The 23,227-nt window shown below is 62.0% G+C and carries 24 protein-coding genes; 12 read left to right on the top strand and 12 right to left on the bottom strand.

The window, feature by feature from the left end; translation table 11 throughout:
• Positions 1-13: 13 nt before the first annotated feature.
• From accB to PCO31010_RS24545, 4 genes are all read right to left on the bottom strand, one after another.
• On the bottom strand, positions 14-475 hold the full coding sequence (accB, locus tag PCO31010_RS24560; RefSeq protein ID WP_039393257.1) for an acetyl-CoA carboxylase biotin carboxyl carrier protein: 462 nt from the start codon (positions 473-475) through the stop codon (positions 14-16).
• A gap of 70 nt (positions 476-545) precedes the next feature.
• Positions 546-992: a type II 3-dehydroquinate dehydratase gene (gene aroQ, locus PCO31010_RS24555; protein ID WP_039393255.1), complete on the bottom strand. Its 447-nt coding sequence runs from the start codon at positions 990-992 to the stop codon at positions 546-548.
• A gap of 146 nt (positions 993-1,138) precedes the next feature.
• Entirely contained in the window at positions 1,139-1,663 is a 525-nt protein-coding gene (locus tag PCO31010_RS24550; protein ID WP_150666568.1) for a TlpA family protein disulfide reductase, read from the bottom strand.
• Positions 1,664-1,806: 143 nt separating this feature from the next.
• Positions 1,807-2,463, bottom strand: a complete 657-nt coding sequence (locus PCO31010_RS24545; protein WP_150666567.1) for a UDP-N-acetylmuramate--alanine ligase — start codon at positions 2,461-2,463, stop codon at positions 1,807-1,809.
• Positions 2,464-2,582: 119 nt separating this feature from the next.
• Between PCO31010_RS24545 and mpl the strand changes: the two genes are divergently transcribed.
• The 7 genes from mpl (at position 2,583) to mtgA (ending at position 10,603) form a co-directional block, all read left to right on the top strand.
• On the top strand, positions 2,583-3,965 hold the full coding sequence (mpl, locus tag PCO31010_RS24540) for a UDP-N-acetylmuramate:L-alanyl-gamma-D-glutamyl-meso-diaminopimelate ligase (protein WP_150666566.1): 1,383 nt from the start codon (positions 2,583-2,585) through the stop codon (positions 3,963-3,965).
• 60 nt (positions 3,966-4,025) lie between these two features.
• Positions 4,026-4,637 (top strand): YqiA/YcfP family alpha/beta fold hydrolase, encoded by a 612-nt coding sequence (locus tag PCO31010_RS24535; RefSeq protein ID WP_150666565.1) that lies wholly within the window; start codon positions 4,026-4,028, stop codon positions 4,635-4,637.
• Positions 4,638-4,714: 77 nt separating this feature from the next.
• Positions 4,715-6,919 carry a ribonuclease catalytic domain-containing protein gene (locus tag PCO31010_RS24530; protein WP_150666564.1) on the top strand — a complete coding sequence of 735 codons (2,205 nt, stop codon included), beginning with the start codon at positions 4,715-4,717 and terminating at the stop codon, positions 6,917-6,919.
• Positions 6,913-7,872: an energy transducer TonB gene (locus PCO31010_RS24525; protein WP_246184763.1), complete on the top strand. Its 960-nt coding sequence runs from the start codon at positions 6,913-6,915 to the stop codon at positions 7,870-7,872. Before PCO31010_RS24530 ends, PCO31010_RS24525 begins: the two co-directional genes overlap by 7 nt.
• A gap of 108 nt (positions 7,873-7,980) precedes the next feature.
• Entirely contained in the window at positions 7,981-8,877 is an 897-nt protein-coding gene (gene lpxO / locus PCO31010_RS24520; RefSeq protein WP_150666563.1) for a lipid A hydroxylase LpxO, read from the top strand.
• An 86-nt stretch (positions 8,878-8,963) separates the two neighbouring features.
• Positions 8,964-9,836: a shikimate dehydrogenase gene (gene aroE, locus PCO31010_RS24515; RefSeq protein ID WP_150666562.1), complete on the top strand. Its 873-nt coding sequence runs from the start codon at positions 8,964-8,966 to the stop codon at positions 9,834-9,836.
• A gap of 8 nt (positions 9,837-9,844) precedes the next feature.
• Positions 9,845-10,603, top strand: a complete 759-nt coding sequence (gene mtgA / locus PCO31010_RS24510; protein WP_150666561.1) for a monofunctional biosynthetic peptidoglycan transglycosylase — start codon at positions 9,845-9,847, stop codon at positions 10,601-10,603.
• Between the two features lie 64 nt (positions 10,604-10,667).
• Here the strand turns inward: mtgA and PCO31010_RS24505 are convergent, their stop codons facing one another.
• Positions 10,668-11,543: a mechanosensitive ion channel family protein gene (locus PCO31010_RS24505; RefSeq protein WP_150666560.1), complete on the bottom strand. Its 876-nt coding sequence runs from the start codon at positions 11,541-11,543 to the stop codon at positions 10,668-10,670.
• A gap of 338 nt (positions 11,544-11,881) precedes the next feature.
• On the opposite strand from PCO31010_RS24505, the gene corA reads away from it, so the two are divergent.
• Both corA and pyrF read left to right on the top strand, forming a co-directional pair.
• Positions 11,882-12,844 (top strand): magnesium/cobalt transporter CorA, encoded by a 963-nt coding sequence (gene corA / locus PCO31010_RS24500; protein ID WP_150666559.1) that lies wholly within the window; start codon positions 11,882-11,884, stop codon positions 12,842-12,844.
• Between the two features lie 161 nt (positions 12,845-13,005).
• Complete coding sequence (gene pyrF / locus PCO31010_RS24495; RefSeq protein ID WP_150666558.1) at positions 13,006-13,818, top strand: orotidine-5'-phosphate decarboxylase; 813 nt, start codon at positions 13,006-13,008, stop codon at positions 13,816-13,818.
• Positions 13,819-13,929: 111 nt separating this feature from the next.
• Here pyrF and PCO31010_RS24490 read toward each other — a convergent pair whose 3' ends face one another.
• The 3 genes from PCO31010_RS24490 to thiL are packed head-to-tail and all read right to left on the bottom strand — an operon-like array spanning position 13,930 to position 15,973.
• Positions 13,930-14,433 carry a CinA family protein gene (locus tag PCO31010_RS24490; RefSeq protein WP_150666557.1) on the bottom strand — a complete coding sequence of 168 codons (504 nt, stop codon included), beginning with the start codon at positions 14,431-14,433 and terminating at the stop codon, positions 13,930-13,932.
• Between the two features lie 20 nt (positions 14,434-14,453).
• Complete coding sequence (locus tag PCO31010_RS24485) at positions 14,454-14,975, bottom strand: phosphatidylglycerophosphatase A family protein (protein ID WP_150666556.1); 522 nt, start codon at positions 14,973-14,975, stop codon at positions 14,454-14,456.
• Complete coding sequence (gene thiL, locus PCO31010_RS24480) at positions 14,972-15,973, bottom strand: thiamine-phosphate kinase (protein ID WP_150666555.1); 1,002 nt, start codon at positions 15,971-15,973, stop codon at positions 14,972-14,974. Before thiL ends, PCO31010_RS24485 begins: the two co-directional genes overlap by 4 nt.
• 329 nt (positions 15,974-16,302) lie before the next feature.
• Between thiL and PCO31010_RS24475 the strand changes: the two genes are divergently transcribed.
• The 3 genes from PCO31010_RS24475 (at position 16,303) to PCO31010_RS24465 (ending at position 19,917) form a co-directional block, all read left to right on the top strand.
• Entirely contained in the window at positions 16,303-18,606 is a 2,304-nt protein-coding gene (locus PCO31010_RS24475) for an NADP-dependent malic enzyme (protein WP_150666554.1), read from the top strand.
• Positions 18,607-18,965: 359 nt separating this feature from the next.
• On the top strand, positions 18,966-19,361 hold the full coding sequence (locus PCO31010_RS24470) for a guanyl-specific ribonuclease (protein ID WP_150662207.1): 396 nt from the start codon (positions 18,966-18,968) through the stop codon (positions 19,359-19,361).
• Between the two features lie 7 nt (positions 19,362-19,368).
• Positions 19,369-19,917, top strand: a complete 549-nt coding sequence (locus tag PCO31010_RS24465) for a barstar family protein (RefSeq protein WP_039393221.1) — start codon at positions 19,369-19,371, stop codon at positions 19,915-19,917.
• A gap of 128 nt (positions 19,918-20,045) precedes the next feature.
• On the opposite strand, the gene PCO31010_RS24460 is transcribed toward PCO31010_RS24465, so the two are convergent.
• The 4 genes from PCO31010_RS24460 to PCO31010_RS24445 form a co-directional block, all read right to left on the bottom strand.
• Positions 20,046-20,678: a YidB family protein gene (locus PCO31010_RS24460; protein WP_150666553.1), complete on the bottom strand. Its 633-nt coding sequence runs from the start codon at positions 20,676-20,678 to the stop codon at positions 20,046-20,048.
• A 50-nt stretch (positions 20,679-20,728) separates the two neighbouring features.
• Entirely contained in the window at positions 20,729-21,466 is a 738-nt protein-coding gene (locus PCO31010_RS24455; RefSeq protein WP_150666552.1) for a 16S rRNA (uracil(1498)-N(3))-methyltransferase, read from the bottom strand.
• Between the two features lie 114 nt (positions 21,467-21,580).
• Positions 21,581-22,003: a VOC family protein gene (locus PCO31010_RS24450; RefSeq protein WP_150666551.1), complete on the bottom strand. Its 423-nt coding sequence runs from the start codon at positions 22,001-22,003 to the stop codon at positions 21,581-21,583.
• A gap of 119 nt (positions 22,004-22,122) precedes the next feature.
• Complete coding sequence (locus PCO31010_RS24445) at positions 22,123-23,073, bottom strand: spermine/spermidine synthase domain-containing protein (RefSeq protein ID WP_150666550.1); 951 nt, start codon at positions 23,071-23,073, stop codon at positions 22,123-22,125.
• Between the last annotated feature and the right edge of the window lie 154 nt (positions 23,074-23,227).

Here is a 23,227-nt window from a genome sequence, read left to right as displayed (position 1 = left end):
CCGACAACCGGCATTAGCCGATCACGAACAGCGGTTGACCGTATTCCACGGCCTGACCGTTCTCGACGAGGATTTCCTTGATCACGCCGGCCTTGTCCGACTCGATCTCGTTGAGCAGCTTCATCGCTTCGATGATGCACAGCGTCTGGCCTTCCTTGACCGAGTCGCCGACTTGCGCGAACGGATCGGCACCCGGCGACGGGGCGCGGTAGAACGTACCGACCATCGGCGACGTCACAATGTGGCCTTGCGGCAGTGCCGGTGCAGCAGGCGCTGCGGCGGCGGGCGATCCGACGGGAGCTTGCGCAGCGACTTGCGGCATGGCGGCCGGCATGGCCATCTGCATCGGGGCGGCGATCACTTGCGGCGGTGCCTTGACGATGCGGACCTTGCCTTCGCCTTCGGTGACTTCGAGTTCGGAAATACCCGATTCGGCCACGAGGTCGATCAACGTCTTGAGTTTGCGCAAATCCATGAAGGAAGCTCCTTGATTCTGTATCGACGCGGGCGCAACGTCCCGCGAGAGGAAATGGGGTGTGAGAGGACTACCCGCCGGCGAGTCGCCGCAGGGCAAAATCGAGTGCGTAGGTATACCCGCGCCAGCCCAGGCCGCAGATCACACCTTGCGCAATATCGGAAAAGTACGAGTGATGCCGGAAGGCTTCGCGCGCATGAACGTTCGAGAGGTGAACTTCGACGAACGGGATGCCTACCCCGGCCAACGCGTCGCGAATTGCCACGCTCGTGTGGGTGTAGGCCGCCGGGTTGATGACGATGAAGTCGATCGACTCACCGCGCGCCGCCTGAATCCGGTCAACCAGTGCGCCTTCGTGATTGCTTTGGAATGTCGCCACCTCGGCACCCGCCGTCTGGGCCTGCGCCACAAGGGCGGAGTCGATGTCGGCCAGCGTCGTGCGACCGTACACCTCCGGCTCGCGAGTACCGAGCAGGTTCAGGTTGGGGCCGTGGAGCACGAGAATGCGGTGAGGCATCGGCGAATCAAATTTCACGAAATTGGGCGCAATTAAACGCCAGTTGGTGGATTTTGTCCAGTGGGGCGAAATAGGGACTGCCCCTCGGAGGACCGCCGGTCACGTCCGGCGGGGCTTCGCGGGATCCCCCTCCCACCGTGTTAGGGTCAGATGAGTGGTTTGAGCGCAGTGCGGACCTCGTCCGACGTAATGCGGCCCAGCTTCTCATAATGCACGCGGCCCTGCGGATCGACGACGACAGTAAAGGGCAATGCGCCCGCCTTGTTGCCGAGTGCGCGGGCCAGGTCCGTACCGGCATAACCTGCCACGAGCAGCGGATAGTCCACTTTCACCTTTTGCTCGAACGCAATCATGTTCTGAGCCGTATCGATACCGATGCCGACAAATTGCACGTTTTTCGTTCCGAACTCGGCAGAGAGCGCCTGCAAATCGGGCATTTCCTCGACGCACGGCCCGCACCACGGCGCCCAGAAGTTCACCACCAGCGTCTTCCCCTTCCATTGAGAGATGGCCTGATCGTTGCCCTTCAGGTCGGGCAGGCGGGTAGCGAGCAGTTGAGCGACGGCGGCGTCCGAAGCGCTCGGTGCCGGCTGGTTGCGGTGGCCGAGCCAGAATCCGCCTGCCAGCCCGACGAGAGCCAGAATCACCAGAATAACGATGCGTTTTGCCATGATGGATAGAAGGCGGAAGTGCCGGGATAAGACGGTAAACGAAAGACGAACGGTAATTGCGAAGAATTAGTGGCGATTTTGTCGTGATTTCGTCGTGATTGTGCCGTGATTTTGCTGTGAATGCGCGTCAGCCTACGATCCGCTCAATGACTCGGTGCATGGCTGACGGCATCGGCCTGCGCGATCAGCGCCCGCAGCCCGTCGGCGTCGACCCGGACCGGACGGCCATTGCCGTCGGATGCTTTGAGCGCGCCGCGCATGTCGTCCATCGAATAGAGCGATAGATGGACGCCCGCAGGTTCGCCCTGCTGACGACGTTCGCGCCACAGAAAACTCAACGTCTCGACCATCCCCCGGCCATTGAAATGGCGGCTTTCAGAGACTTCGTAGTCGATGCCCCGGTTCAGCAAGTCGATGGCCACTTCCTTGGGGTTGTCGCAAAAAGCCTGCAAGTAGATATCGGATAGCGCAGTGGCCGTACCGTTATAGACCGCACCGGTGATGAACGGGCGGTAACGCGCCAGCTCTGTCATCACGGTCAGTGCGACCTGACGCAGGTGCGCCAGCTCGGCGGGTTGCGTATCGGAGAGGAACATTTGCACGTACTCCCGGACTTCCGCTTCGATCTGGTCGTTATCAGGCAGTAACTCGCCAGCAATTCGCGATTCGCCCGTTACCTGCTTGGCCGCTTTGCGCTTCGCGGAGGCGTAGTCGGCCCCCTCTTCGGCGATAAGGCGAGCGGCCGCCAGCGCGATTTCTTCGCGCAGACGTTGGGCGTCGGTCCAGGATTTGCGTGTCATGCAAACGATGATACCCGAAAGGCATTGCGGTTCACGTGACAGGTACAATGGAGCCCCTGGCTTCTCTGCACTCCCATTTCCCGCACGGGTTCGGCCCGTCCTCACCACGCTCCCCATCCATGCATATTCATATTCTTGGCATCTGCGGCACGTTCATGGGCGGACTGGCAGTCCTCGCGCGTCAGGCCGGTCACACCGTCACGGGTTGCGACGCCAACGTCTATCCGCCGATGAGCACTCAGCTCGAGGCGCAGGGCATTCGCCTGATCGAAGGGTTCGACGCTGACCAGGTCTCGCTGGAGCCTGACCTGTTCGTGATCGGCAACGTCGTGTCGCGCGGCAATCCGCTGATGGAGGAGATCCTGAACCGGAATCTGCCTTACACCTCCGGCCCGCAATGGCTCGGCGAGCACGTGCTGTCGAAGAAGTGGGTGCTGGCGGTGGCCGGTACGCACGGCAAGACGACCACGACGTCGATGCTGGCGTGGATTCTCGAAGACGCCGGGTACAACCCGGGCTTCCTCGTCGGCGGCGTGCCGATGAACTTCGGTATTTCGGCGCGGCTGACCGACAGCGATTTCTTCGTCATCGAGGCGGACGAGTACGACACCGCGTTCTTCGACAAGCGCTCGAAGTTCGTCCATTACCACCCGCGCACCGCCATCCTGAACAATCTGGAGTTCGATCACGCCGACATCTTCCCGGATCTGACGGCAATCGAGACGCAATTCCATCATCTTGTGCGTACTGTCCCCGGGCAGGGCCGTCTGATCGTGAACGGTCGCGAACCGGCGCTGGAGCGCGTGCTGACGCGCGGCTGCTGGAGCGAAGTCGAACGCTTCGGCGTGGCAGACGGCTGGCACGTGGCCGAGGCCAACGAAACGCTGGCTGCGGGGCAAGAGGCGTTCTGGGTCCATCAGGGTCCGAAGGCTGCGGGGGAAGTGAAATGGGCGCTTCAGGGCGAACACAACCGGATGAATGCGCTCGCCGCACTGGCTGCCGCACGTCACGTGGGCGTGCCGCCGGAGCAGGGGGCCGCGTCGCTGGGCAAGTTCCAGAACGTGAAGCGCCGTATGGAAGTGCGCGGTGAAGCCGCCGGCGTGACCGTCTACGACGACTTCGCCCATCATCCGACCGCTATTCAGACGACGTTGGCCGGCCTGCGTCGCCGCGCGGGCAAGGCCCGCATTCTGGCGGTGCTCGAACCGCGCTCCAACACGATGAAGCTCGGCGTGATGAAGGCACAACTGCCCGCGAGTCTGGCCGATGCCGATCTGGTGTTCGGCTATGGCGCACCGTCCGGCAAGGATTCGCTCGGCTGGAATCTGACTGAAGCGCTTGCCCCGTTAGGCGCGCGTGCTCAGGCGTTCAGCGACATCGACGGGCTGGTGCGTGCAGTGAGCGCAGCCGCGCAGCCGGGTGACCAGATCGTGGTGATGAGTAACGGTGGCTTTGGCGGCATTCATCAGAAATTGCTTGATGCGCTGGCGGCGCGCGCCTGAGCGCGCCTAAGCCGGTTACACGTGGCTTGCGCACACTGACTTGGTTTTATCGGGGCTCCCATGATTCTCTATTTGCACGGCTTCCGTTCGTCGCCGCGTTCATTTAAGGCGCAGTTGATGGCTGCCCGTATGCACCGGCTCGGTCTGGGGCACGACTGGGCGTGCCCGCAGTTGCCGCCGTCGCCGCTCGCCGCCGTTGTCGATGCGCAACGCCTGCTGACCGGCGTGAGCCCCGACGAGCTGACCATCGTGGGTAGCTCGCTGGGTGGCTACTACGCGACGTATCTCGCAGAAAAGCTGGGTTGCCGCGCCGTGCTGCTCAATCCGGCGACGCGTCCGTATGACGATCTCGGTAAATGGCTCGGCGAGCAGCCGATGTGGCACGGCGGTGGTTCCATCGTCGTCGAACCGCGCCATCTGGACGAACTCCGCATGATCGACGTGGCACAGATTACCCGCCCCGAGCGCTATTACCTGGTGGCCGCGACCGGCGACCAGACACTGGATTATCGCGACATGGTGGCGAAATTTCCGGGGGCGAAGCTCACGCTGATCGAGGGGAGCGACCACGGGATTTCCGATTTCGCTAACTATATGGACGACGTGCTGCGTTTCGCCGGCATCGACGTACCACCTTCGCCTGACGCAGCAAGCCCGTTCGCGGGCGAATGACGCGTTACCCCGTTCTGTCCTAAACCGCCGTAGTTTGGCGGGCTACAATATCGCCTATTGCGATCGATGGCTGTTTCATGAACATTTTTTTTGAGGAATCCGGCGGCTTCAAGGCTGGCACGGTGTTGTCGCAGCAGGGCGAGTCGTATCAGGTGGAGTTGCCTGGCGGGCGTCGCAGCAAGATCAAGGGACGCGACGTTCTGCTACGTTTCGAGTCGCCCACGCCCGCCGAGTTGATCGCGCAGGCCCAGGCTGCCGCACAGGATATCGATATGAGTTTCCTGTGGGAGTGCGCGCCGGCTGACGAATTCGCGTTTCCCGTGCTCGCAGCCGAGTACTTCGGGGAGGGCGCGAGCGTCGCGCAGCAGGCCGGGCTGGCGTTGGCCTTGCAGGCGTCGCCGATCTATTTCCGTCGCAAAGGCCGCGGTCAGTATCAGCGCGCCGCGCAGGAACAGCTTGAGGCCGCACTGGCCGGACTGGCGCGCAAGCAACAGCAAGCGGAGTTGCAGCAGTCGTACGCCGATCAGATGATCGCCGGCTCGCTGCCGGACGCGTTCAAGGGCAAGGAGCTGCAACTGCTGTTCCGTCCCGATAAGAACGCGCTTGAATGGAAGGCGCTCGATGCGGCTGCCATTGCGTTGGGCAAGACCCACGCCGAGGTCATGCTGGCGTGTGGTGGCATTGCGTCGCCGCGCGCCTATCACGAGGCCGCGTTCCTCTACGAACATTTCCCGCGCGGTACCGGCTTCCCCGATGTGGGGCCGACGCCGCTGCCGTCCGACGATCTGCCGTTGGCCGACGTGCAAGCGTTCTCGATCGACGATTCGACGACGACCGAAATCGACGACGCTCTTTCGGTGCAATTGCTGCCGGACGGTCTGCTGCGCGTGGGTATCCACATTGCGGCACCAGCGCTGGGCATCACGCGCGGCGACGCCATCGACGAGATCGCCCGCGTGCGTCTGTCGACGGTCTATTCGCCCGGCGAGAAGATCACGATGCTGCCCGATTCGGTGGTCGAGACTTATACGCTCGCCGAAGGGGGCGCGCGTCCGGCCCTGTCGCTGTATGTCGTGGTCAAGGCCGACACGTATGAGATCGTGACGACCGAGACGCGCGCAGAACTCGTGCCGATTTCCGCCAACCTGCGCCACAACGAACTCGACGCCATCATCACGGCAGAAACGCTGGCCGATGGCAGCGGCGACTATCCGCACAAGGAAGAGCTGCGTCTGCTGTGGCCGTTTGCGCAATCGCTGTACGACAAGCGTCAGGCTGCGCGTGTGGGCTACGGTCTGCGTCCGGAAGTGCAGAACAAGACCGACTTCAATTTTTACGTCGACGGCGAGCACGTCACGATCAAGCAGCGTCTGCGTGGCGCGCCGCTCGATCTGATCGTCGCCGAAATGGCGATTCTCGCGAACAGCCGCTGGGGGCGCCTTCTGGCCGAATGCGGCGTGCCGGGCATCTACCGCGCACAACGTGCATACGGCGTGAACCGCACGCGTATGCAGACGTCGCCCGCCCCGCACGAAGGGCTGGGTGTCGAGCAGTACGCGTGGAGCACGTCGCCGCTGCGTCGCTATGTCGACCTTGTGAACCAGTGGCAACTGATCGCCTGCGTGCGCCACGGCGTGACGGCCAAACTGGCCGCGCCGTTCAAGCCGAAAGATGCCGATCTCTATGCAACGGTGTCGAGCTTCGAGGCGGCGTACGCGGCCTATGGCGAACATCAGAGCCGCATGGAGCGCTACTGGTGCATGCGCTGGCTGATTCAGGAGAACAAGTCGCAGGTGCAGGCGAGTGTGCTCAAGGGCGATACCGTTCGTCTGAACGACATCCCCCTCACGCTCATCGTGCCGGGACTCGGATTGCATGCGCGTGGCACGCAGATCATGCTCGACGTGCTGTCGTTCGACGTCGTCACACTCAGTATTTCGGTGCGCATCTCGCAGGTGCTCGGCGCGAGCCAGACCGAACTCGCGGATGATGACGACGAAGGTGACGGCGGTGCCGGTGACGGTGGAGAGGGTGGCGAGGGTGGCGAGAGCGGTGGTGCTGACGGTGCCGATGGTGGTGAAGGCTCCGACTCGTCCGAATCGTCTGAGTCGTCTGACGGCGATCTCGGTGCGGCGGGGGCTGCCGAAGGTGCCGCTGACGATGGCGACACCGTGTCCGCCCGGGGCGATGACTCGGTCGCGGCGTCCGACGCCGGGTCGCCGATGGCCGCTGCGCTCATGGCAGCAGGGGCGCACGACGCTTCGGCCAGCCCCGCGTGCTGAAACCGGCTTTACCCTCCGGCGATCTGGCCGCGGCGCGACGTCGCGGCTGGTCGCTGATGCGCGAGCACCCGCTCGCCACCGGCCTGATTTTTTCGGCGGTGGTGCATTTGCTCGCGCTGGCCGTCCATTTCGTTGCGCCCGACAGTTTCCGGTTGCACAGCGCAGATACGCCCCTCGAAGTCGTCCTCGTCAACGCGAAGTCGGCCAACGCACCGGACAAAGCGACGGCGCTCGCACAGGCCAATCTTGTCGGTGGCGGGGAGCATGACGGCGAGCGCGCCACGTCGCCACTGCCGTCGCAGGCCGTCGAGCGCGATGGTGCCCCCGTCGCACAGGTCCAGCGCAATGTGAGTGACCTTGAAGCGATGCAGGAGAAGCTGCTTTCGCAGCTACGCAGTCAGTACGCGACCACGCCTGAAGCGCAGCGCAATCGCGCGGACACGCCGCAGCGCGGTCATGGACTCGACGACCAGACGGTCGACCAGCAGATCGCACGCTTGCAGGCGGAAATCGACAAGCAACTGCGCGCCTATCAGACACGCCCCAAGCGCGGTCAGGTGACGGCGAACACGCGCGAAGTCGCGTATGCCAGATACTTCGATGGTTTGCGTCATCGTATCGAGCGCTACGGAACTGAGCACTTTCCGCAAATCGGCAACGACCGGTTGTACGGTGAGCTGATCGTCACGCTCAATGTGAATCAACGGGGCGGGCTGGGGTACCACAAGGACGGTTGGAACGTCGTCGGCGTGGAGGTGACTCGCAGTTCCGGCAATCGGGATCTGGATCGACGCGCAGTCGCGATCGTGCAGGCCAGCGCGCCGTTTGGCGACTTCTCGTCCGAGATGAGGCAGCGTTATGACATCCTCGAAATCGTCACGCGAATGACATTTACCCGTCAGGGCGTGCAGGCGCAAACGCTCACTGCACCGGCGCAGGGCAACCCGCAATAGCACGTCGGTGTGGCCGCAGCGGACCGCTATCCCGTTGGGATCGTGGTCGGTGAAACTTTTCAGAAATTTCTATAATCGCTGGGTTTTCCCGATCTCGAAAAGTCCGCCATGAAATGGATTGTTCTGGCGATCATTGCTGCTTGTGCTGTGTATGTGCATTTCCGCGGTAAGGTTCGCCATAAATTTTTCCGCCAACTGTCCGACCATTCGACGTTCCTGTCACCGCTGAACGTCTTTATGTACACCTTTTCGCGTGTACCTACGACGCCTTATCTGAAGTCCGACAATTTCCCTGAACTGGAGCCATTGCGTCAGAACTGGGAAGCGATTCGTGCCGAAGCGATGTCGTTACTCGACGCGAGCCGTATCAAAGCGTCCGACAAGTACAACGATGTCGGCTTCAATTCGTTCTTCAAAAGCGGTTGGAAGCGGTTCTATCTGAAGTGGTATGACGAATCGCATCCGTCCGCCAAAGCGCTGTGTCCGGTCACAACCGACCTCGTGCGCAAGATTCCGACGATCAAGGCGGCGATGTTTGCAGAATTGCCGCATGGCAGCCGATTGGTGCGTCACCGCGATCCGTACGCCGGTTCGCTGCGCTATCACCTCGGGCTGGTCACGCCGAACGACGACCGTTGTTACATCGATGTCGACGGTCAACGTTATAGTTGGCGCGATGGTGAAGGCGTGATGTTCGATGAGACGTATATTCACTACGCCGAGAACCAGAGCGGCCAGAATCGCATCATTCTGTTTTGCGATGTCGAGCGTCCGATGAAGTACCGCTGGACGCAGGCCATCAACCGTTGGTTCGGCCGTCATCTGGTGGGCGCAGCAGCGTCGCCGAACGACGCGGGCGACCGTACCGGTGGCTTGAACAAGGTGTTCAAGTATATTTACTCGATTCGCATCGTCGGCAAACGTCTGAAGGCGTGGAACCGTAGCGTGTACTATGCGGTGAAATGGGCGTTGTTCGGAGGCATCCTGCTATGGATTCTCTGGTGACGGCCTGACGCCGTATCGGCCGATGACCTGCTGCATGAATATCAGCGGCGCCTGAGCGAAAGCCAGGCGCCGCGTCTTTGAAAACGATGACAAACCAAACGCCTGCCGGGGATTTGCCCACCGATCGCTACGCCGTGATCGGTCATCCTGTCGAACATAGCCAGTCGCCTTTCATTCACGCCGAGTTTGCGCGTGAGACGGGGCAACGACTCGTCTACGAGCGTCTGCTTGCACCGCTCGACGCGTTTGCCGCCACGGTACGCACGTTCATCGAACAAGGTGCGCGCGGGGCCAACGTCACCGTTCCGTTCAAACTGGAAGCCCATGCATTGGCGGATCGGCTCACCGAACGCGCGCAAGCGGCGGGGGCCGTCAACACACTGGTATTCGACGCGCAAGGCATCACCGGCGACAACACGGATGGCGTCGGTCTGGTGCGCGACATCGAAGGCCCGCTCGGTGTGACGCTCGCCGGGCGCCGTGTGTTGCTACTGGGTGCAGGTGGCGCGTCGCGTGGCGCGATGCTGCCGCTGATCGAGGCGAAGCCGGCGGCGCTCTTTGTCGCGAATCGCACGGCGACGCGTGCCGATGAACTGGTCGCCCGGTTTGCCGATGCGGCCGCACGTCACAACGTGACGTTGGGCGGTGGTGGCTGGGATGCCGTTCCCGCCGGATTCGACGTCGTCATCAACGCCACGGCCGGCAGCCTCCAGGGCGAAGTCCCGCCGTTGCCTGCGCTTGCCTATGCCACGGGTTCGCTCGCGTACGACATGATGTACGGGGCGCAGCCGACGGTCTTCATGACGCACGCGTTGGCCTCCGGCGCGGCGAAGGCGTCGGACGGGCTGGGCATGCTCGTCGAGCAGGCGGCCGAAGCGTTTGCCGTGTGGCGCGGTGTGCGACCGTCGACCGACGTTGTGCGCGCAGCGCTGCGTGCCCGGCTCAACGCCAAAAGCTGATCGTGCCGATGGTTGCCCAGCGACATACATCCCGGACTTCCCGCGCTAACGGCACCCGTCGCAAACGCGCCTGGGGGCCGTGGCAATGGGCGGGCTACTTCATCACACTGCTGATCGTGGGCGTGCTGGCGACGCAGCTGTACTACTTCCTGCAAATCGGCTGGTGGGTGCGCTTCAATCCGCAATCGACGGCATTCATGCGTGCCGCCGAAGCGCGGCTTCATGAGACGGATCCGAAAGCGACACTTCGACACGAATGGGTGTCGTACGACCAGATTTCGCGCAATCTGAAGCGCGCGATCATCGCTAGCGAAGACGCCAACTTCGTCAATCACGACGGTTACGAAATCGACGCGATGCTCGGTGCGTGGGAGAAGAATCAGAAGAAGGGACGCATCGTGGCAGGCGGCTCGACCATCTCGCAGCAACTGGCGAAGAATCTGTTTCTGTCGAGCGAGAAGAGTTACCTGCGCAAGGCCGAGGAATTTACCATCACCTGGATGCTTGAGTTCTGGATGGACAAGCAGCGCATCTTCGAGATCTATCTGAATTCGGTGGAGTGGGGCGAGGGCGTGTTCGGCGCGGAGGCTGCGGCGCGATACTACTACGGGATTCCGGCGTCGAAGCTCTCGCCGTGGCAGGCTGCACGGCTCGCGGTCATGTTGCCGCGTCCGCGCTACTTCGATACGCATCGCAATTCCCCGTATCTCTCGCAACGCGCCGGGGTGATTGCGCGTCGGATGGGGGCGGCGGAGTTGCCGCAGTAGCAATTGCTACCGATTGCTACTGATGTCCAGCGGTGGCCGCCCCATCGCGATCGGTCGGATGCGATCAATGTCGCGGCTGTGCCGCGTCCGGGATGGTTTGCGTGGGCACCTGCATGACGGTGCGCGTCGGATAAGGCAGTGAGCAACCGACGCCCTCGACCGTCTCCTTCACGTTACGTTGCAGATCCCAATACAGACCCCAGTAGTTGCCCAGCAACGACCAGACCCGCACGTTCACGATCACGGCGCTGTCGCTGACCTGCTTGACCATGATTTCGGGCGCGGGCTTGTCGAGCACACGCTGATCGTCCGACACGTGTTGGCGCAACGCGCTCATCGCGGCGTCGAGGTCGTCGTCCAGCGCAATGCCCACCGTGATTTCCATTCGACGGGTCGCGTTGCGGCTGTAGTTCGTGATCGGCTGTCCCCAGATTTGGTTGTTCGGCACGCAGACGTAAATGCCATCGGCATTCGTGAGTGTCGTCGTGAACAGACCGATCTCTTCGACGGTGCCCGCCACGGTGGACCCGGCCGTCACATAGTCACCATTGCGGAACGGACGCAGCACCAGCAGCATCGTGCCCGCAGCAATGTTCTGCAACGTGCCTTGCAGTGCCAGACCGATGGCCAAACCCGCCGCGCCGAGGACGGCAATGATGCTCGCCGTCTGCACGCCGAACTGTGCCAGTACCGCGATGATCGTGATGATGCGCACGGACCACAGCACCACTGACTCGATCAGCGGTTTGAGTGTGGCGTCGAAATGCGGCGAGCGGCTGAGCGTCTTGTGAACGAAGCGGGACAAGCGCTTCGCGACCCAGAAGCCGACCAGCAGAATCAGCACAGCTTGCAGGAACGACAGGCCGTAGTGCACGGCGTTGGCCGCCAGAAAACCTGTCACGGCGTCGAAAGACGTGAGCGGGGTAGTAACTTCCGCCATGGTTGATTTCTCCCTGTCCGGTGACGTTTCCGCGAGAAACAGCAAAAAAACGTCGATGAAAGCGTCGATGAAAGCGCCGAGATGGACGCCAATGAATGCGTGCCGACAAATGCGTCGATATCAAAGTTGACGCGAAGTGCGTGGATTGGTTCGCTGAGCTTGCCAGTGAACGCCGTCGAATCGTGTGAATTCGCGGACTTTAAGAATATTCCTACGAACGATTCCGGTGCTGGCCGACAGGGGGCGCAGAGCGTGTTGTGGCGACCGGTGTGCCGCCATTGGCGTGACTGTGGCGCGGCTGCTACACTGGCGTCGCCTTGTAGCAGGGAGAACCCCGTTTGATCAATGCCTTCGTCATCCATCATGGCCGCCTGCAACAGGTGACTTGTGACCATCCCAGCGATCTGGCCAGCGTTTCGCCGGTCTGGGTCGACCTCCACAGCGAATCCGAAGAGGAACGCCGCTGGGTCGAAGAGGCCTACAAGGTCAAGCTGCCCTCGCGTGACGAAGTAACGGATATCGAGGCTTCGGCGCGATATTACGAAGACGATGACGGCGTCTTGCACATCCGCACCGATTTTCTGCTCGACGACGAAGAGCAGTCGCGTAACGTGCCTGTTGCATTCGTGGTGGTCAAGGATCTGCTGATTTCCGTGCACGACGAAGATTTGCCGGTATTTCGACTGGTGCGCATGCGTGCGCGCATTCGTCCCGGTTCTGTGCGCGATGCCATGGATGTGCTGCTCGACCTTTACTCGACCGACGCCGAATATTCGGCCGATTCGCTCGAAGGGGTATATGCCGCACTCGAAGAGGTCAGCAAGCGGGTGCTGGGCAAAAACCTCACCGATGCGGACGCCGCCAAGGCACTCGAGAGCGTTGCCGCGCAGGAAGACTTGAACGGGCGCATTCGCCGCAACGTCATGGATACGCGACGGGCGGTGTCGTTCCTCATGCGCGCCCGCATGCTGAAGGACGAGCAATATCAGGAAGGCAAGCAGATCATGCGCGATATCGAGTCGCTCGATAATCACACCGCTTACCTGTTCGACAAGATCAACTTCCTGATGGACGCCACCATCGGCTTCATCAACATCAACCAGAATAAGATCATCAAGATCTTTTCGGTGGCCGCCGTTGCTTTCCTGCCGCCGACGCTGATCGCCAGTATTTACGGCATGAACTTCCAGATGATGCCGGAGTTACGATGGGATGTCGGCTACCCGTTCGCACTGGGTCTGATGATCGTGTCAGCCATCGCGCCGTTCCTGTATTTCCGCTATCGCGGCTGGCTGGATTGATGCTCGCGTGACGTTTTGCGAAGGCCAGTGCAACGCTGGTTTTCGGAAGGTCCGCAAGGGACACGCCGCCGAGCAGGTAAAATGGCGGCCTTGCTGGATCGAACCAGACTCGAATCACTCTCCGTCGGATTACCACCGCCGGAACCCCGCCGGAACCCGTCATGACATTCACCGAAGCTCTCAACGCCGCCTGGACGCGCAACAACTCCCTGCTGTGTGTCGGCCTTGACCCCGAACCGTCGCGTTTCCCTGCGCATCTGCAAGGCAAACCGGACGCGATTTTCGAGTTCTGCCGTCAGATCGTGGACGCGACCGCCCCCTATGCCAGCGCCTTCAAGCCACAGATCGCTTATTTCGCTGCGCATCGCGCCGAAGATCAGCTCGAACAACTGATCGCGCACATCCACGCCGATCATCCGGGCCTGCCGGTGATTCTCGACGCCAAGCGCGGCGATATCGGCAGCACCGCCGAGCAATACGCGCGCGAAGCGTTCGAGCGTTATCGCGCGGACGCCGTCACGGTGAACCCGTACATGGGCTTCGATTCGCTGGAGCCGTATCTTGCGCATCCCGACAAGGGCGTGATCGTCCTGTGCCGGACGTCGAACCCCGGCGGCAGCGATCTGCAATTCCTGGATGTCGACGGTAAGCCGCTGTATCAGACGGTGGCACGACTGGCGGCAGGGCCGTGGAACACGAGCGGTCAGATTGGCCTGGTCGTTGGCGCCACGTTCCCGGCGGAGATCGCCACTGTGCGTAGCATCGTCGGCGACATGCCGCTGCTGATTCCGGGCGTTGGTGCGCAAGGCGGCGACGTCGAAGCGACGGTGACCGCGGGCCGTACCGCCAATGGCGCAGGCATGATGATCAATTCGTCGCGTGCCATCATTTACGCGGGCCGCGACGAGGACTTCGCCGCCGCTGCCGCTGCCGCCGCACAGAAGACGCGCGACAGCATCAACGCGTATCGCTGAACCGTCGCCGAACAAGGCGAGATCGGTGTCTGACGAATCGATCTTCGCGCACCAACAAAAACAGCGCCTCGCGAATTCGCGGGCGCTGTTTTTTTTATTGGCTGCGTTGAATTACGCTTCGCCCTTGTCGAGCAACTCGATCACGCCGCGCAGCGCGTATTGCGCCGCCTGACTGCGCACCTGCGTGCGGTCGCCCTTGAAGTGCTTTGTCTCGACGATGGTGGTGACACGATTGCTCCAGCCGAAGCAGACCATCCCCACCGGCTTGTCGGCCGTTCCGCCGCCGGGACCGGCGACGCCTGTGATCGACAGCGAAATTTGGGCGCGACTGTTGAGCAGCGCGCCTTCCGCCATGGCACGGGCGACGGGCTCACTCACCGCACCATGCTTGTCGATCAACTCGGGCGGCACGCCGATCATCTCGGACTTGGCCTGATTCGAATACGTCACGAAGCCACGCTCGAACCAGTTGCTGCTCCCGGAAATATCGGTGATGGCAGCAGCGACGAGACCGCCGGTGCACGATTCGGCCGTTACCAGCATCAGGCGCTCATCGCGCAGACGGTTGCCGACTTTCACCGACAATTGGGCCAGAAGATTTTGTTCGGAAACCACGGGGTGACGCCTTCAAAAATTCAGATCGAGCGCCAGAGCGCAATGACGAGCAACGTGCAGAATGCGGCGACCAGATCGTCCAGCATGATGCCGAGACCACCCTTGACGGTCCGGTCGAAGTAGCTGATCGGCGGCGGCTTGACTGCATCGAAGAAGCGGAACAGCACGAACGCGACCAGTTGACCGACGAAGCTCGCGGGCGTGATGAGCAGCAACACAATCCAGAACGCGACGATCTCATCCCACACGACGGCGCTCGGGTCTTGCACACCAAGCTTGCGTGCGGTAAAGCTGCAGATCCAGATGCCGCCGATGATGGAGGCGGCGATCAGCACCGCCCAGCCCGTCACCGTCAGATACAGGTTCAGCACCAGATATGAGGCCCAGCCGAAAAGCGTTCCTACCGTGCCCGGTGCGAACGACGACAAGCCCGTGCCGAAGCCGAGCGAAAACAAATGTGCGGGGTGCGACAGCAGGAAACGCGAGTTCGGCCGGCGCGGGCCGCTGCCCGAATTGACGGCGGCCGTTTGATCAGTGCTCATTGGAAATGGTCGAAACTTTTGAAATCGGCAGCGACGCTCGCGCCTGTATTGTCATGGAGATGCAGTATCGTTCGGCGCGCGTCGGGAATCGCTATTGTACCGATACGAGTGACGCGTATCCCGAGTTCGTCGCCGATCGTCTCGATTCGCCCACGTTGTGTGGCATCGGCGCAGAAACAAAGCTGGTAGTCGTCTCCTCCTGCGAGCGTGCACAGCCGCTGAATGTCAGAGGACTGCGTGCCGAGCAAGTCCGAGCGTGGGAGCGCATCGACATCGATTCTTGCGCTCATCGAGGATCGTTCGAGAATATGCCCGAGGTCACCGATCAGGCCGTCCGAGATGTCCAGTGCGGAGCGCGCAACGCCCCGCAATGCCAGCCCGAGCTTCACTTGCGGTTCCGGCCAATCCATCGCCCGGCGGGCGAGCGCGAGTTCACTGTCCTGCAAGGACCATTCGCCGCGCAGCGCCCCGAGCGCGAGGCGCGCATCGCCAAGCGTGCCGGAGACCCAGATGTCGTCCCCCGGTTGCGCGGCGTCCCGACGTAGCGCCTGTGCGCCGGGCACGCTGCCAAAGACTGTTACGCAGAGATTGCGCGGGCCGCGTGTCGTGTCGCCGCCGACGAGCGGGCAAGCGTAACGGTCCGCCAGTTCGGCGAGACCTTGTGCAAACGGCCCGAGCCATGCCGGATCGCTGTCGGGCAACGCAAGCGCCAGCGTGAAACCCAGCGGTCGTGCGCCCATCGCGGCCAGATCCGAAAGGTTCACGGCGAGCGTCTTGTGGCCGAGCGCGCGGGGATCGACGTCCGCAAAAAAATGGCGACCTTCCACAAGCATGTCAGTCGAGATCGCCAGTTGTTCACCCGCGGGCGGGCGCAGCAGAGCACAGTCGTCGCCGATGCCGAGCGTCACATGCTCGCCCTGATGCGTCGCTCCGGCAAAGAAGCGGTCGATCAGAGAAAACTCGGACAACGATGACGAGGCGGCGGGATGTGAAGTCATGGGCAACGAGGCAGTGATACGACGCAAACCCCTATTCTAAGAGGCCGTGACCGCTTTCCCAAGTGAGCAAACGGGCTTGGGTCCCGTTTTCAGACGCCTTCTCATGCCGGTCTCGGACAACACCCTAATAGTTTTTCATCCGTTATCCGAAAACGCACCTAATGGTGCAATGCAACGTTGAGTTTGCACAGAATATTCGCCACTATCAGCCTGGAATTGCTTCATTGCGAGCGTGGCCGTTATCCGTTTTTTGCATAAATGACGTGAATAAATAGGGCTACAATTCGCACTGAAAATTTGACCCTCCTGTTCGCCAAGAGCTTCCCCTCATGCCCACGCCGATCGATCCGAAACTGCGCGAAGCTGCGCTCGAGTATCACGAATTTCCCACCCCCGGCAAAATCGCTATCGCGCCGACCAAGCAGTTGCTCAACCAGCGCGATCTGGCGCTGGCTTACTCGCCGGGCGTCGCAGCCGCGTGTGAGGAAATCGTTGTAGATCCGCTCAACGCTTCGCGCTACACGGCGCGCGGCAATCTGGTCGGCGTGATCACGAACGGTACGGCCGTGCTGGGCCTTGGCGATATCGGGCCGCTGGCGTCGAAGCCGGTGATGGAAGGCAAGGGCGTGCTGTTCAAGAAGTTCGCCAACATCGACGTGTTCGACATCGAAATCGCGGAGAAGGACCCGGAGAAGCTGGTCGACATCATCGCGGCGCTCGAACCGACGTTTGGCGCGATCAACCTCGAAGACATCAAGGCACCGGAGTGCTTCATCGTGGAGCGCAAGCTGCGTGAGCGCATGAAGATTCCGGTCTTCCACGACGATCAGCACGGCACGGCCATCGTGGTGGCGGCGGCGCTTATCAACGGGTTGAAGGTCGTCAACAAGGACCTGGCGTCGGTCAAGGTCGTGACGTCGGGCGCAGGTGCGGCGGCACTCGCCTGTCTGGATCTGCTCGTGGACATGGGGCTGCCTATCGAGAACATCTGGGTGACGGATCTGGCCGGGGTTGTGTACGAAGGGCGTACCGAACTGATGGACCCCGAGAAGATCCGCTTCTCGCAGAAGACGGAAGCCCGCGGTCTGGCTGATGTGATCGGTGGTGCCGACGTGTTCCTCGGACTGTCGGCCGCCGGTGTGCTGAAGCCGGAAATGGTGAAGACGATGGCCGATAAGCCGCTGATCTTTGCGCTGGCTAACCCGAATCCGGAAATCACGCCGGAGCTGGCGAAGGAAGTGCGTCCGGATTGCGTGATGGCGACGGGCCGCACGGACTATCCGAACCAGGTCAACAACGTGCTGTGCTTCCCGTTCATTTTCCGTGGCGCCATCGACGTCGGTGCGACGACGATCACGCGCTCGATGGAAATTGCGGCCGTGAACGCGCTCGCCGAGCTGGCGCGTCAGGAGCAGAGCGATATCGTGGCTTCGGCGTACGGCATCAAGAACCTGTCGTTCGGCCCGGAATACCTGATTCCGAAGCCTTTCGATCCGCGTCTGTTGGTGAAGGTCGCCACCGCAGTGGCGCAAGCCGCGATGGCGGCCGGCGTGGCAACGCGTCCGCTGGCGGACATCGACACCTATTCGCAGTCGCTTCAGCAATTTGTGTATCACAGCGGCGGTCTGATGAAGCCGCTGTTCTCGGTGGCGCGCAGTGTGCCGGCCGATAAGAAGCGCATTGCCTTTGCCGAGGGCGAAGAGGAGCGCGTGCTGCGCGCCGTGCAAGTGCTCGTGGATGAGCGCGTCGCAACGCCGGTGCTCGTGGGTCGTCCGGCCGTGATCGAACATCGCATTCAGCAGTACGGTCTGCGCCTCACGCCGGGCGTCGACTTCACCGTGGTCAATCCGGAACACGATGAGCGCTATCGCGATTACTGGGAGACGTATCACCGTCTGACGAATCGCAAGGGCGTCACGGCGTCCTACGCGCGCGTGGAAATGCGTCGCCGCACGACGCTGATCGCGGCCATGCTGGTGAGCAAGGGCGAAGCCGATGGCATGATCTGCGGCACGGTCTCGACGCCGGGACGTCACTTGCACTTTATCGACCGTGTCATCGGTAAGCGTGAAGGCGGCAACGTCTATGGCGCGATGAACGCGCTGGTGCTGCCGAATCGTCAACTCTTCCTGGTCGATACCCACATCAACCAGGACCCGACGGCGGAGCAACTGGCTGAAATCACGCTGATGGCGGCCGACGAGATCCGTCGTTTCGGCATCCAGCCGAAGGTCGCGCTCCTGTCGCATTCGAACTTCGGTACGAGCGATGCGAATTGCGCACGCAAGATGCGCGAAACGCTGGCAATTCTGCAGGAGCGTGCACCAGAACTGGAGGTTGATGGCGAAATGCACGGTGACTGCGCATTGGACCCGGAGCTGCGCGCGCGCATCATGCCGGATTCGACGCTGACCGGTGCGGCCAACCTGCTGGTGATGCCGAATATCGACGCCGCCAACATTGCCTACAATCTGCTCAAGACCGCTGCCGGTAACAACGTGGCGATCGGGCCGATTCTGCTGGGCGCGGCCAAACCGGTGCACATCCTGACCGAATCGGCGACGGTGCGTCGCATTATCAATATGGCGGCGCTGGTCGTGGCCGATGCGGCTGCGCAACAACAGGGGCACTGAGCCTACGTAACGGATTGAGCGGGCGAAGCCGGCGGCGCTGACCGAGGCAACAGATTTGACGTCAGCGCCCGGTGGTTCGCTGCGGTTTCGTCCCGGTTAACCGACGTAAGAATGAAACGCCGCACCCCTCGGGGCGCGGCGTTTTGTTATCCGGGTGATGCATTTTTTGGCATCGTATATCTCAATGTGTGTGCTTACTGTCGTGAAAATCCCTGTATTTTCGTGAATTTGTTGAGTAGTTTGGTTGCAAAATGTAAGCCGACATTGATTCTGATGACCAATAGCGATAATCTTACGGCTTCACCCACCAGAACGGGCCGGTAGCGCAAAGCCGCGCCGGGCGACAGCTAGCTATGACAATGGCACGTTGGCTTCACCGGAGCATCGTGGCACTGACTGCGGCGGGAAGTGTCTTTCTGGGGGCTAACGCTGTGGCGCGCGAAACCGCGCCATACGTCACGGATCAAACAGCAACGGTCTCCGTTGCCGAGTTACCTCGCGAAGCGCAGCGCACGCTGACGCTGATTGCCCAGGGCGGGCCGTTTCCCTATGCCAAAGATGGCATCACGTTCGGGAACTACGAAAAGCGCCTGCCCAAAATGCCGCGTGGCTATTACCATGAATATACGGTGCCGACTCCCGGTGCCCGCAATAGAGGTGCCAGGCGCATCATCTGTGGCGGTAACCAACGTGCGGTCGAGCCGTGTTACTACACCCAAGACCACTACAACAGCTTTAGACGAATAAGGGAATGACAGCAGTATGAGTGAGCCGGTTTTCGCACAAGAACGCGGGAAAGATCTTATGGCAGATCCATTCGGTGCGGGCGAGGGCAACTTGTTCAAGCAGGTGCTGGGCCTGCATGCTGTCGCGCGGGCCGGCCATCGCCGTAGCCTATCGGAAGAGGGAGATATGAGTCTTTTCCAGGCCGTGAGGCCGAACATCGTGCAGTCGATCCGTGCATTCCGCGTGCCGGAACTGGCGGCAGAGGCCGAGCGCCTCGGACAGCACTTCCTCTATGCCAATTGTTCGCATGCACAAAGCAAGGCGGAAGTGCTGGAGACGATCGCCACATCGTTCCTGTTCCCGAAGCATTTCGGAAAGAACTACGACGCGTTGCATGATTGTCTGACCGATCTGGTCGCCCACTGCGGGCCGCAACCCGGGTTTGTCGTCGTGCTGGAAGGCTTGCCGGTCGTCACCAAGTTCGACAAAGATGGCCGCGAGACTCTGCTGGAAGTGTTCCGCGATACCGCCGAGTTCTGGAGCGAGCGTCGCGTGAGTTTCCGCGTTTTCTACTCGTTTGCCTAAGGCTCACGTATCGTCTGACGCGAAACGTCCGCGAATATCAGTAGGCTTTTCGTGGTTTCCGTAGACGACACGCAAGAAAAAAGGTCCGCACTGCGGACCTTTTTTCATTTCCGGCCGATCGTTGTGAATCAGCCGGTGTGGTTGCCACCGAGGAACTGCTGGGCCAGCGAAGCCAGATCCAGCGAGCCTTGCGGTAGCGAGCCGTTCGGCGTCAACTGGTTGACGACCTTGGGCAGCAGATCCGACAACTCCTGCGCTGCTTCGCTTTCCGAGACACCCGCCGAGCTTGCCAATTGCTGCAACTGACCGCCGGGGCCGAGCGCTTGCGTGACCTGATCGGCGTTGACCGCCTGATTGGCGCCCGTGCCGACCCATGAGTTAACGGCTTCGCCGAGACCCCCCTGGTTCAGAACCTGGGCGAGTCCGCCCAATCCACCGAGTTGTCCCAGCAGACCGCCCTCCGGCGCCCCCGGTGCACCTGCCGCCGACGACTGCGCGCCGCCGAGTAGTCCGCCGAGCAAACCACCCAGACCGCCCGCCCCACCGGCACCGCCTGCCGCGCCGCCACCGAGCATGCCGCCAAGGGCGCCGCCGAGGCCGCCGAGCAAACCACCGCCTTCACCACCTTGACCCTGAGCGCCACCCGAGCGGCTGGCAATCATCGCCAGCAAGCCCATCAGCAACATGGTCTTCGTGCTGAAACCGCCGCCACCGGCCTGATTGCCGGACCCACCACCGAGAATGTTGTCGAGGATACCCATGACGATTACTCCTTAAGGCTTGTGAGGCCGTTTTCTCGAATCATCGATGCTTACCATCCGCCCCAGCGAGCGGCCAACGCAGCGAGGACAGCCATGCCCGCCGTTTCGGTCCGAAGAATGCGTTCGCCAAGACGGATGGCCGAAAATCCGACCTGCCGTGCAAGCGCTTCCTCCTGAGGTGCCAGCCCACCTTCGGGGCCGAAGAGCAGAACGCCAGGCGCGGACGGCGCGTCCAGCGGCAGCGAATCGAATCCGCTGTCCGCTCTAGGTGACAATAGCACACGCCATCCGTCACTCTTTATGACATCCCGGTCACCGAGCCACGCCGTAATCGGACGGATCGGTAGCACCTTCGGCACCCGATTTCGTCCGCACTGTTCGCACGCGGCTTGCACGAGCGCTTGCCAGTGCGCGACGCGTTTGGCGGCGCGCTCGCCTTCGAGGCGAATGACCGAACGCTCCGTCGCGAGCGGCTGAATTTCCGTCACGCCGAGTTCGATGGCCTTCTCGATGAGCCAGTCCATCTTGTCGCCGCCTGCGATGCCTTGCGCCAACGTAATGCGATAGGGTGGCTCAGCTTCACGAGGGTCGTGCTCACCGAGTTGTGCCGTCGCGTGACGCTTTTCCAGCGTCGTCAGTACCGCTGGATATTCACCGCCCGTGCCATTGAATAGCGTGAGCGTGTCGCCTGTCTTCAGGCGCAGGACCTGGACGTGGCGAACAACGGTGTCCGGGAGGTCGAGGAGGGCGTCGGCGTGCAGCGGCGCATCGATGAAAAAGCGAGGCATTCGGGCGAGAAGGCGTGGGTGAGGAGGGTGGAATGGCAGCCGGTGTTGGCGTCGGGGATCGAAGCATACCCCAACGTGCCCCGACGCCCGGCGTTGCGACGCGCGGGAGTCGCTTCAACTGCGAGGGGCGACGGGCCGGGCGAAACCCCAACGATAACCGTCCGGGTCTTCCAACTGGCAGAAGCGATCGCCCCAGAACTGGTCGCTCGGCAGCATCAGTCCCTTGGCGCCGGCGGCGGTCGCGCGTGCGTAGAGCGCGTCGACATCTTCCGTGTAGACATAGAAGCTCTGCGGCGCTTCGACACCCGAGGTACGCGGCGTGCGCGCGGTCGTCGCGAACGCACCTTCGGGGGCGAACATCAGGATCAGTTGTCCCTGATAGAACATTTCGACGTGCATCACCGCGCCGTCGTCGTCCACCATGTCATGCACGGAAAAGCCGAAGGCCTGCTCGTAGAACGTGGCGGCCGCACGCGCATCGCGAACGGTCAGATACGGCGTGAGCCACGGCACGTGGGATGGGCGGGGATCGGACATGGTTTTGCTCCGTTGGGGCCGTCGGCGCGAAATCGATGGGTGTCCGACGGTCTTGGCAAGTTCCCAATATACAAGGAACGCGTATCCGCTTCATCCGTTGCGCGCGATGGCGTGTGGGATCACCCCCGATCGGTGCTGTAACGAGTCATGGCGCCAAGGACGGCACTCAGCTCCGGCGGGATATCGAAGAGCGCAGCGTGACGGGCGGGCGAATAGTGGCGCACGCCCTGGAGCGCTGTTGCCGATGGATTCGTCGTCAGCGCATTGAAATCGGTCACGGTAAGTGAATTACTGGCCATCGCAAGCGCCCATTGCGTACCGTAGAGCGGCACATAAGCGGTCATCGGCAAGACGCAGGCGAACACCGAATGCAGCGCGTCCAGCATGCGACGCACTTGCGCGCCTTCAAACCACGGTGCCCCCAGTTGCAGGGCGATGCCCCCGCGAGGACCAAGTAAGTCGCGGACTTTCGCGAAGAATGCGGCATCGTGCAGCGACGCCGCATCGCCGTCGGCTTCCGTGAGATCGAAGACGATGGCGTCGAAGTGTTCGCCGCTCGCCAGTGCTGCGTCGACAAGATCCCGTGCGTCGCCGATGACGAGCGTGGTGCGAGGGTCGTCGAACGCGCCGTCGGCCAGCGCGGGCATGTGTCGAAGGATGGCGTCGGGCACTTGCGCGTCGAGTTCGGCGACGACCACTTCCCGCACGCTGACATGCCGCAACGCTTCACGCGCAGAGCCGCCGTCCCCGCCGCCGAGGATCAGCACGCGTTGCGCGTTGCCGTGCGCGAGCAGCAGCGGATGCACCATGCACTCATGACAGATGTGGGCGTCGGCCAGCGACGCCATGAAGCGGCCATCGAGCCGATAGGCCCGCCCGAGTTCGCCGAAGGCAGGCAAATCCACGATCTCGATGTGCTGATGAGGTGACGTTGTGGCGTACACCGGCATCGCGGCGAACGTATAGCCCGCCCACGGCCCGAGCGGTGCCCCGTAAGACGTTGTCAGCTTGGCGGACGAGCCCGCTGGGGTGTCGGGTTGGCTGGCGGAGGTGTCGTGTTTTTCGGGCATTGGCAAGACAACTTCCTCTAATTTGTGGCGATCGCATCACTTCTTCGCATGATTCCACGTTCCCGCCGGTTGAGGAAGTTCGCCGTGAACGACCCGGGCAGGGGGCGATTCTGGTAAAATCTTGGTCTTTTCCCGCATTTGAATTTCGCGCGGC

The sequence above is a fragment of the Pandoraea commovens genome, from assembly GCF_902459615.1.
GTDB classification, from domain to species: Bacteria; Pseudomonadota; Gammaproteobacteria; order Burkholderiales; family Burkholderiaceae; genus Pandoraea; species Pandoraea commovens.
This window is presented reverse-complemented; position numbering and strand designations above follow the sequence as displayed.

Bases quoted from the DNA above. Each gene is read 5' to 3' on its own strand.
- accB (WP_039393257.1), bottom strand. From the start codon at position 475: ATGGATTTGCGCAAACTCAAGACGTTGATCGACCTCGTGGCCGAATCG.
- aroQ (WP_039393255.1), bottom strand. From the start codon at position 992: ATGCCTCACCGCATTCTCGTGCTCCACGGCCCCAACCTGAACCTGCTC.
- PCO31010_RS24550 (WP_150666568.1), bottom strand. From the start codon at position 1,663: ATGGCAAAACGCATCGTTATTCTGGTGATTCTGGCTCTCGTCGGGCTG.
- PCO31010_RS24545 (WP_150666567.1), bottom strand. From the start codon at position 2,463: ATGACACGCAAATCCTGGACCGACGCCCAACGTCTGCGCGAAGAAATC.
- mpl (WP_150666566.1), top strand. From the start codon at position 2,583: ATGCATATTCATATTCTTGGCATCTGCGGCACGTTCATGGGCGGACTG.
- PCO31010_RS24535 (WP_150666565.1), top strand. From the start codon at position 4,026: ATGATTCTCTATTTGCACGGCTTCCGTTCGTCGCCGCGTTCATTTAAG.
- PCO31010_RS24530 (WP_150666564.1), top strand. From the start codon at position 4,715: ATGAACATTTTTTTTGAGGAATCCGGCGGCTTCAAGGCTGGCACGGTG.
- lpxO (WP_150666563.1), top strand. From the start codon at position 7,981: ATGAAATGGATTGTTCTGGCGATCATTGCTGCTTGTGCTGTGTATGTG.
- aroE (WP_150666562.1), top strand. From the start codon at position 8,964: ATGACAAACCAAACGCCTGCCGGGGATTTGCCCACCGATCGCTACGCC.
- mtgA (WP_150666561.1), top strand. From the start codon at position 9,845: ATGGTTGCCCAGCGACATACATCCCGGACTTCCCGCGCTAACGGCACC.
- PCO31010_RS24505 (WP_150666560.1), bottom strand. From the start codon at position 11,543: ATGGCGGAAGTTACTACCCCGCTCACGTCTTTCGACGCCGTGACAGGT.
- pyrF (WP_150666558.1), top strand. From the start codon at position 13,006: ATGACATTCACCGAAGCTCTCAACGCCGCCTGGACGCGCAACAACTCC.
- PCO31010_RS24485 (WP_150666556.1), bottom strand. From the start codon at position 14,975: ATGAGCACTGATCAAACGGCCGCCGTCAATTCGGGCAGCGGCCCGCGC.
- thiL (WP_150666555.1), bottom strand. From the start codon at position 15,973: ATGACTTCACATCCCGCCGCCTCGTCATCGTTGTCCGAGTTTTCTCTG.
- PCO31010_RS24475 (WP_150666554.1), top strand. From the start codon at position 16,303: ATGCCCACGCCGATCGATCCGAAACTGCGCGAAGCTGCGCTCGAGTAT.
- PCO31010_RS24470 (WP_150662207.1), top strand. From the start codon at position 18,966: ATGGCACGTTGGCTTCACCGGAGCATCGTGGCACTGACTGCGGCGGGA.
- PCO31010_RS24465 (WP_039393221.1), top strand. From the start codon at position 19,369: ATGAGTGAGCCGGTTTTCGCACAAGAACGCGGGAAAGATCTTATGGCA.
- PCO31010_RS24460 (WP_150666553.1), bottom strand. From the start codon at position 20,678: ATGGGTATCCTCGACAACATTCTCGGTGGTGGGTCCGGCAATCAGGCC.
- PCO31010_RS24455 (WP_150666552.1), bottom strand. From the start codon at position 21,466: ATGCCTCGCTTTTTCATCGATGCGCCGCTGCACGCCGACGCCCTCCTC.
- PCO31010_RS24450 (WP_150666551.1), bottom strand. From the start codon at position 22,003: ATGTCCGATCCCCGCCCATCCCACGTGCCGTGGCTCACGCCGTATCTG.
- PCO31010_RS24445 (WP_150666550.1), bottom strand. From the start codon at position 23,073: ATGCCCGAAAAACACGACACCTCCGCCAGCCAACCCGACACCCCAGCG.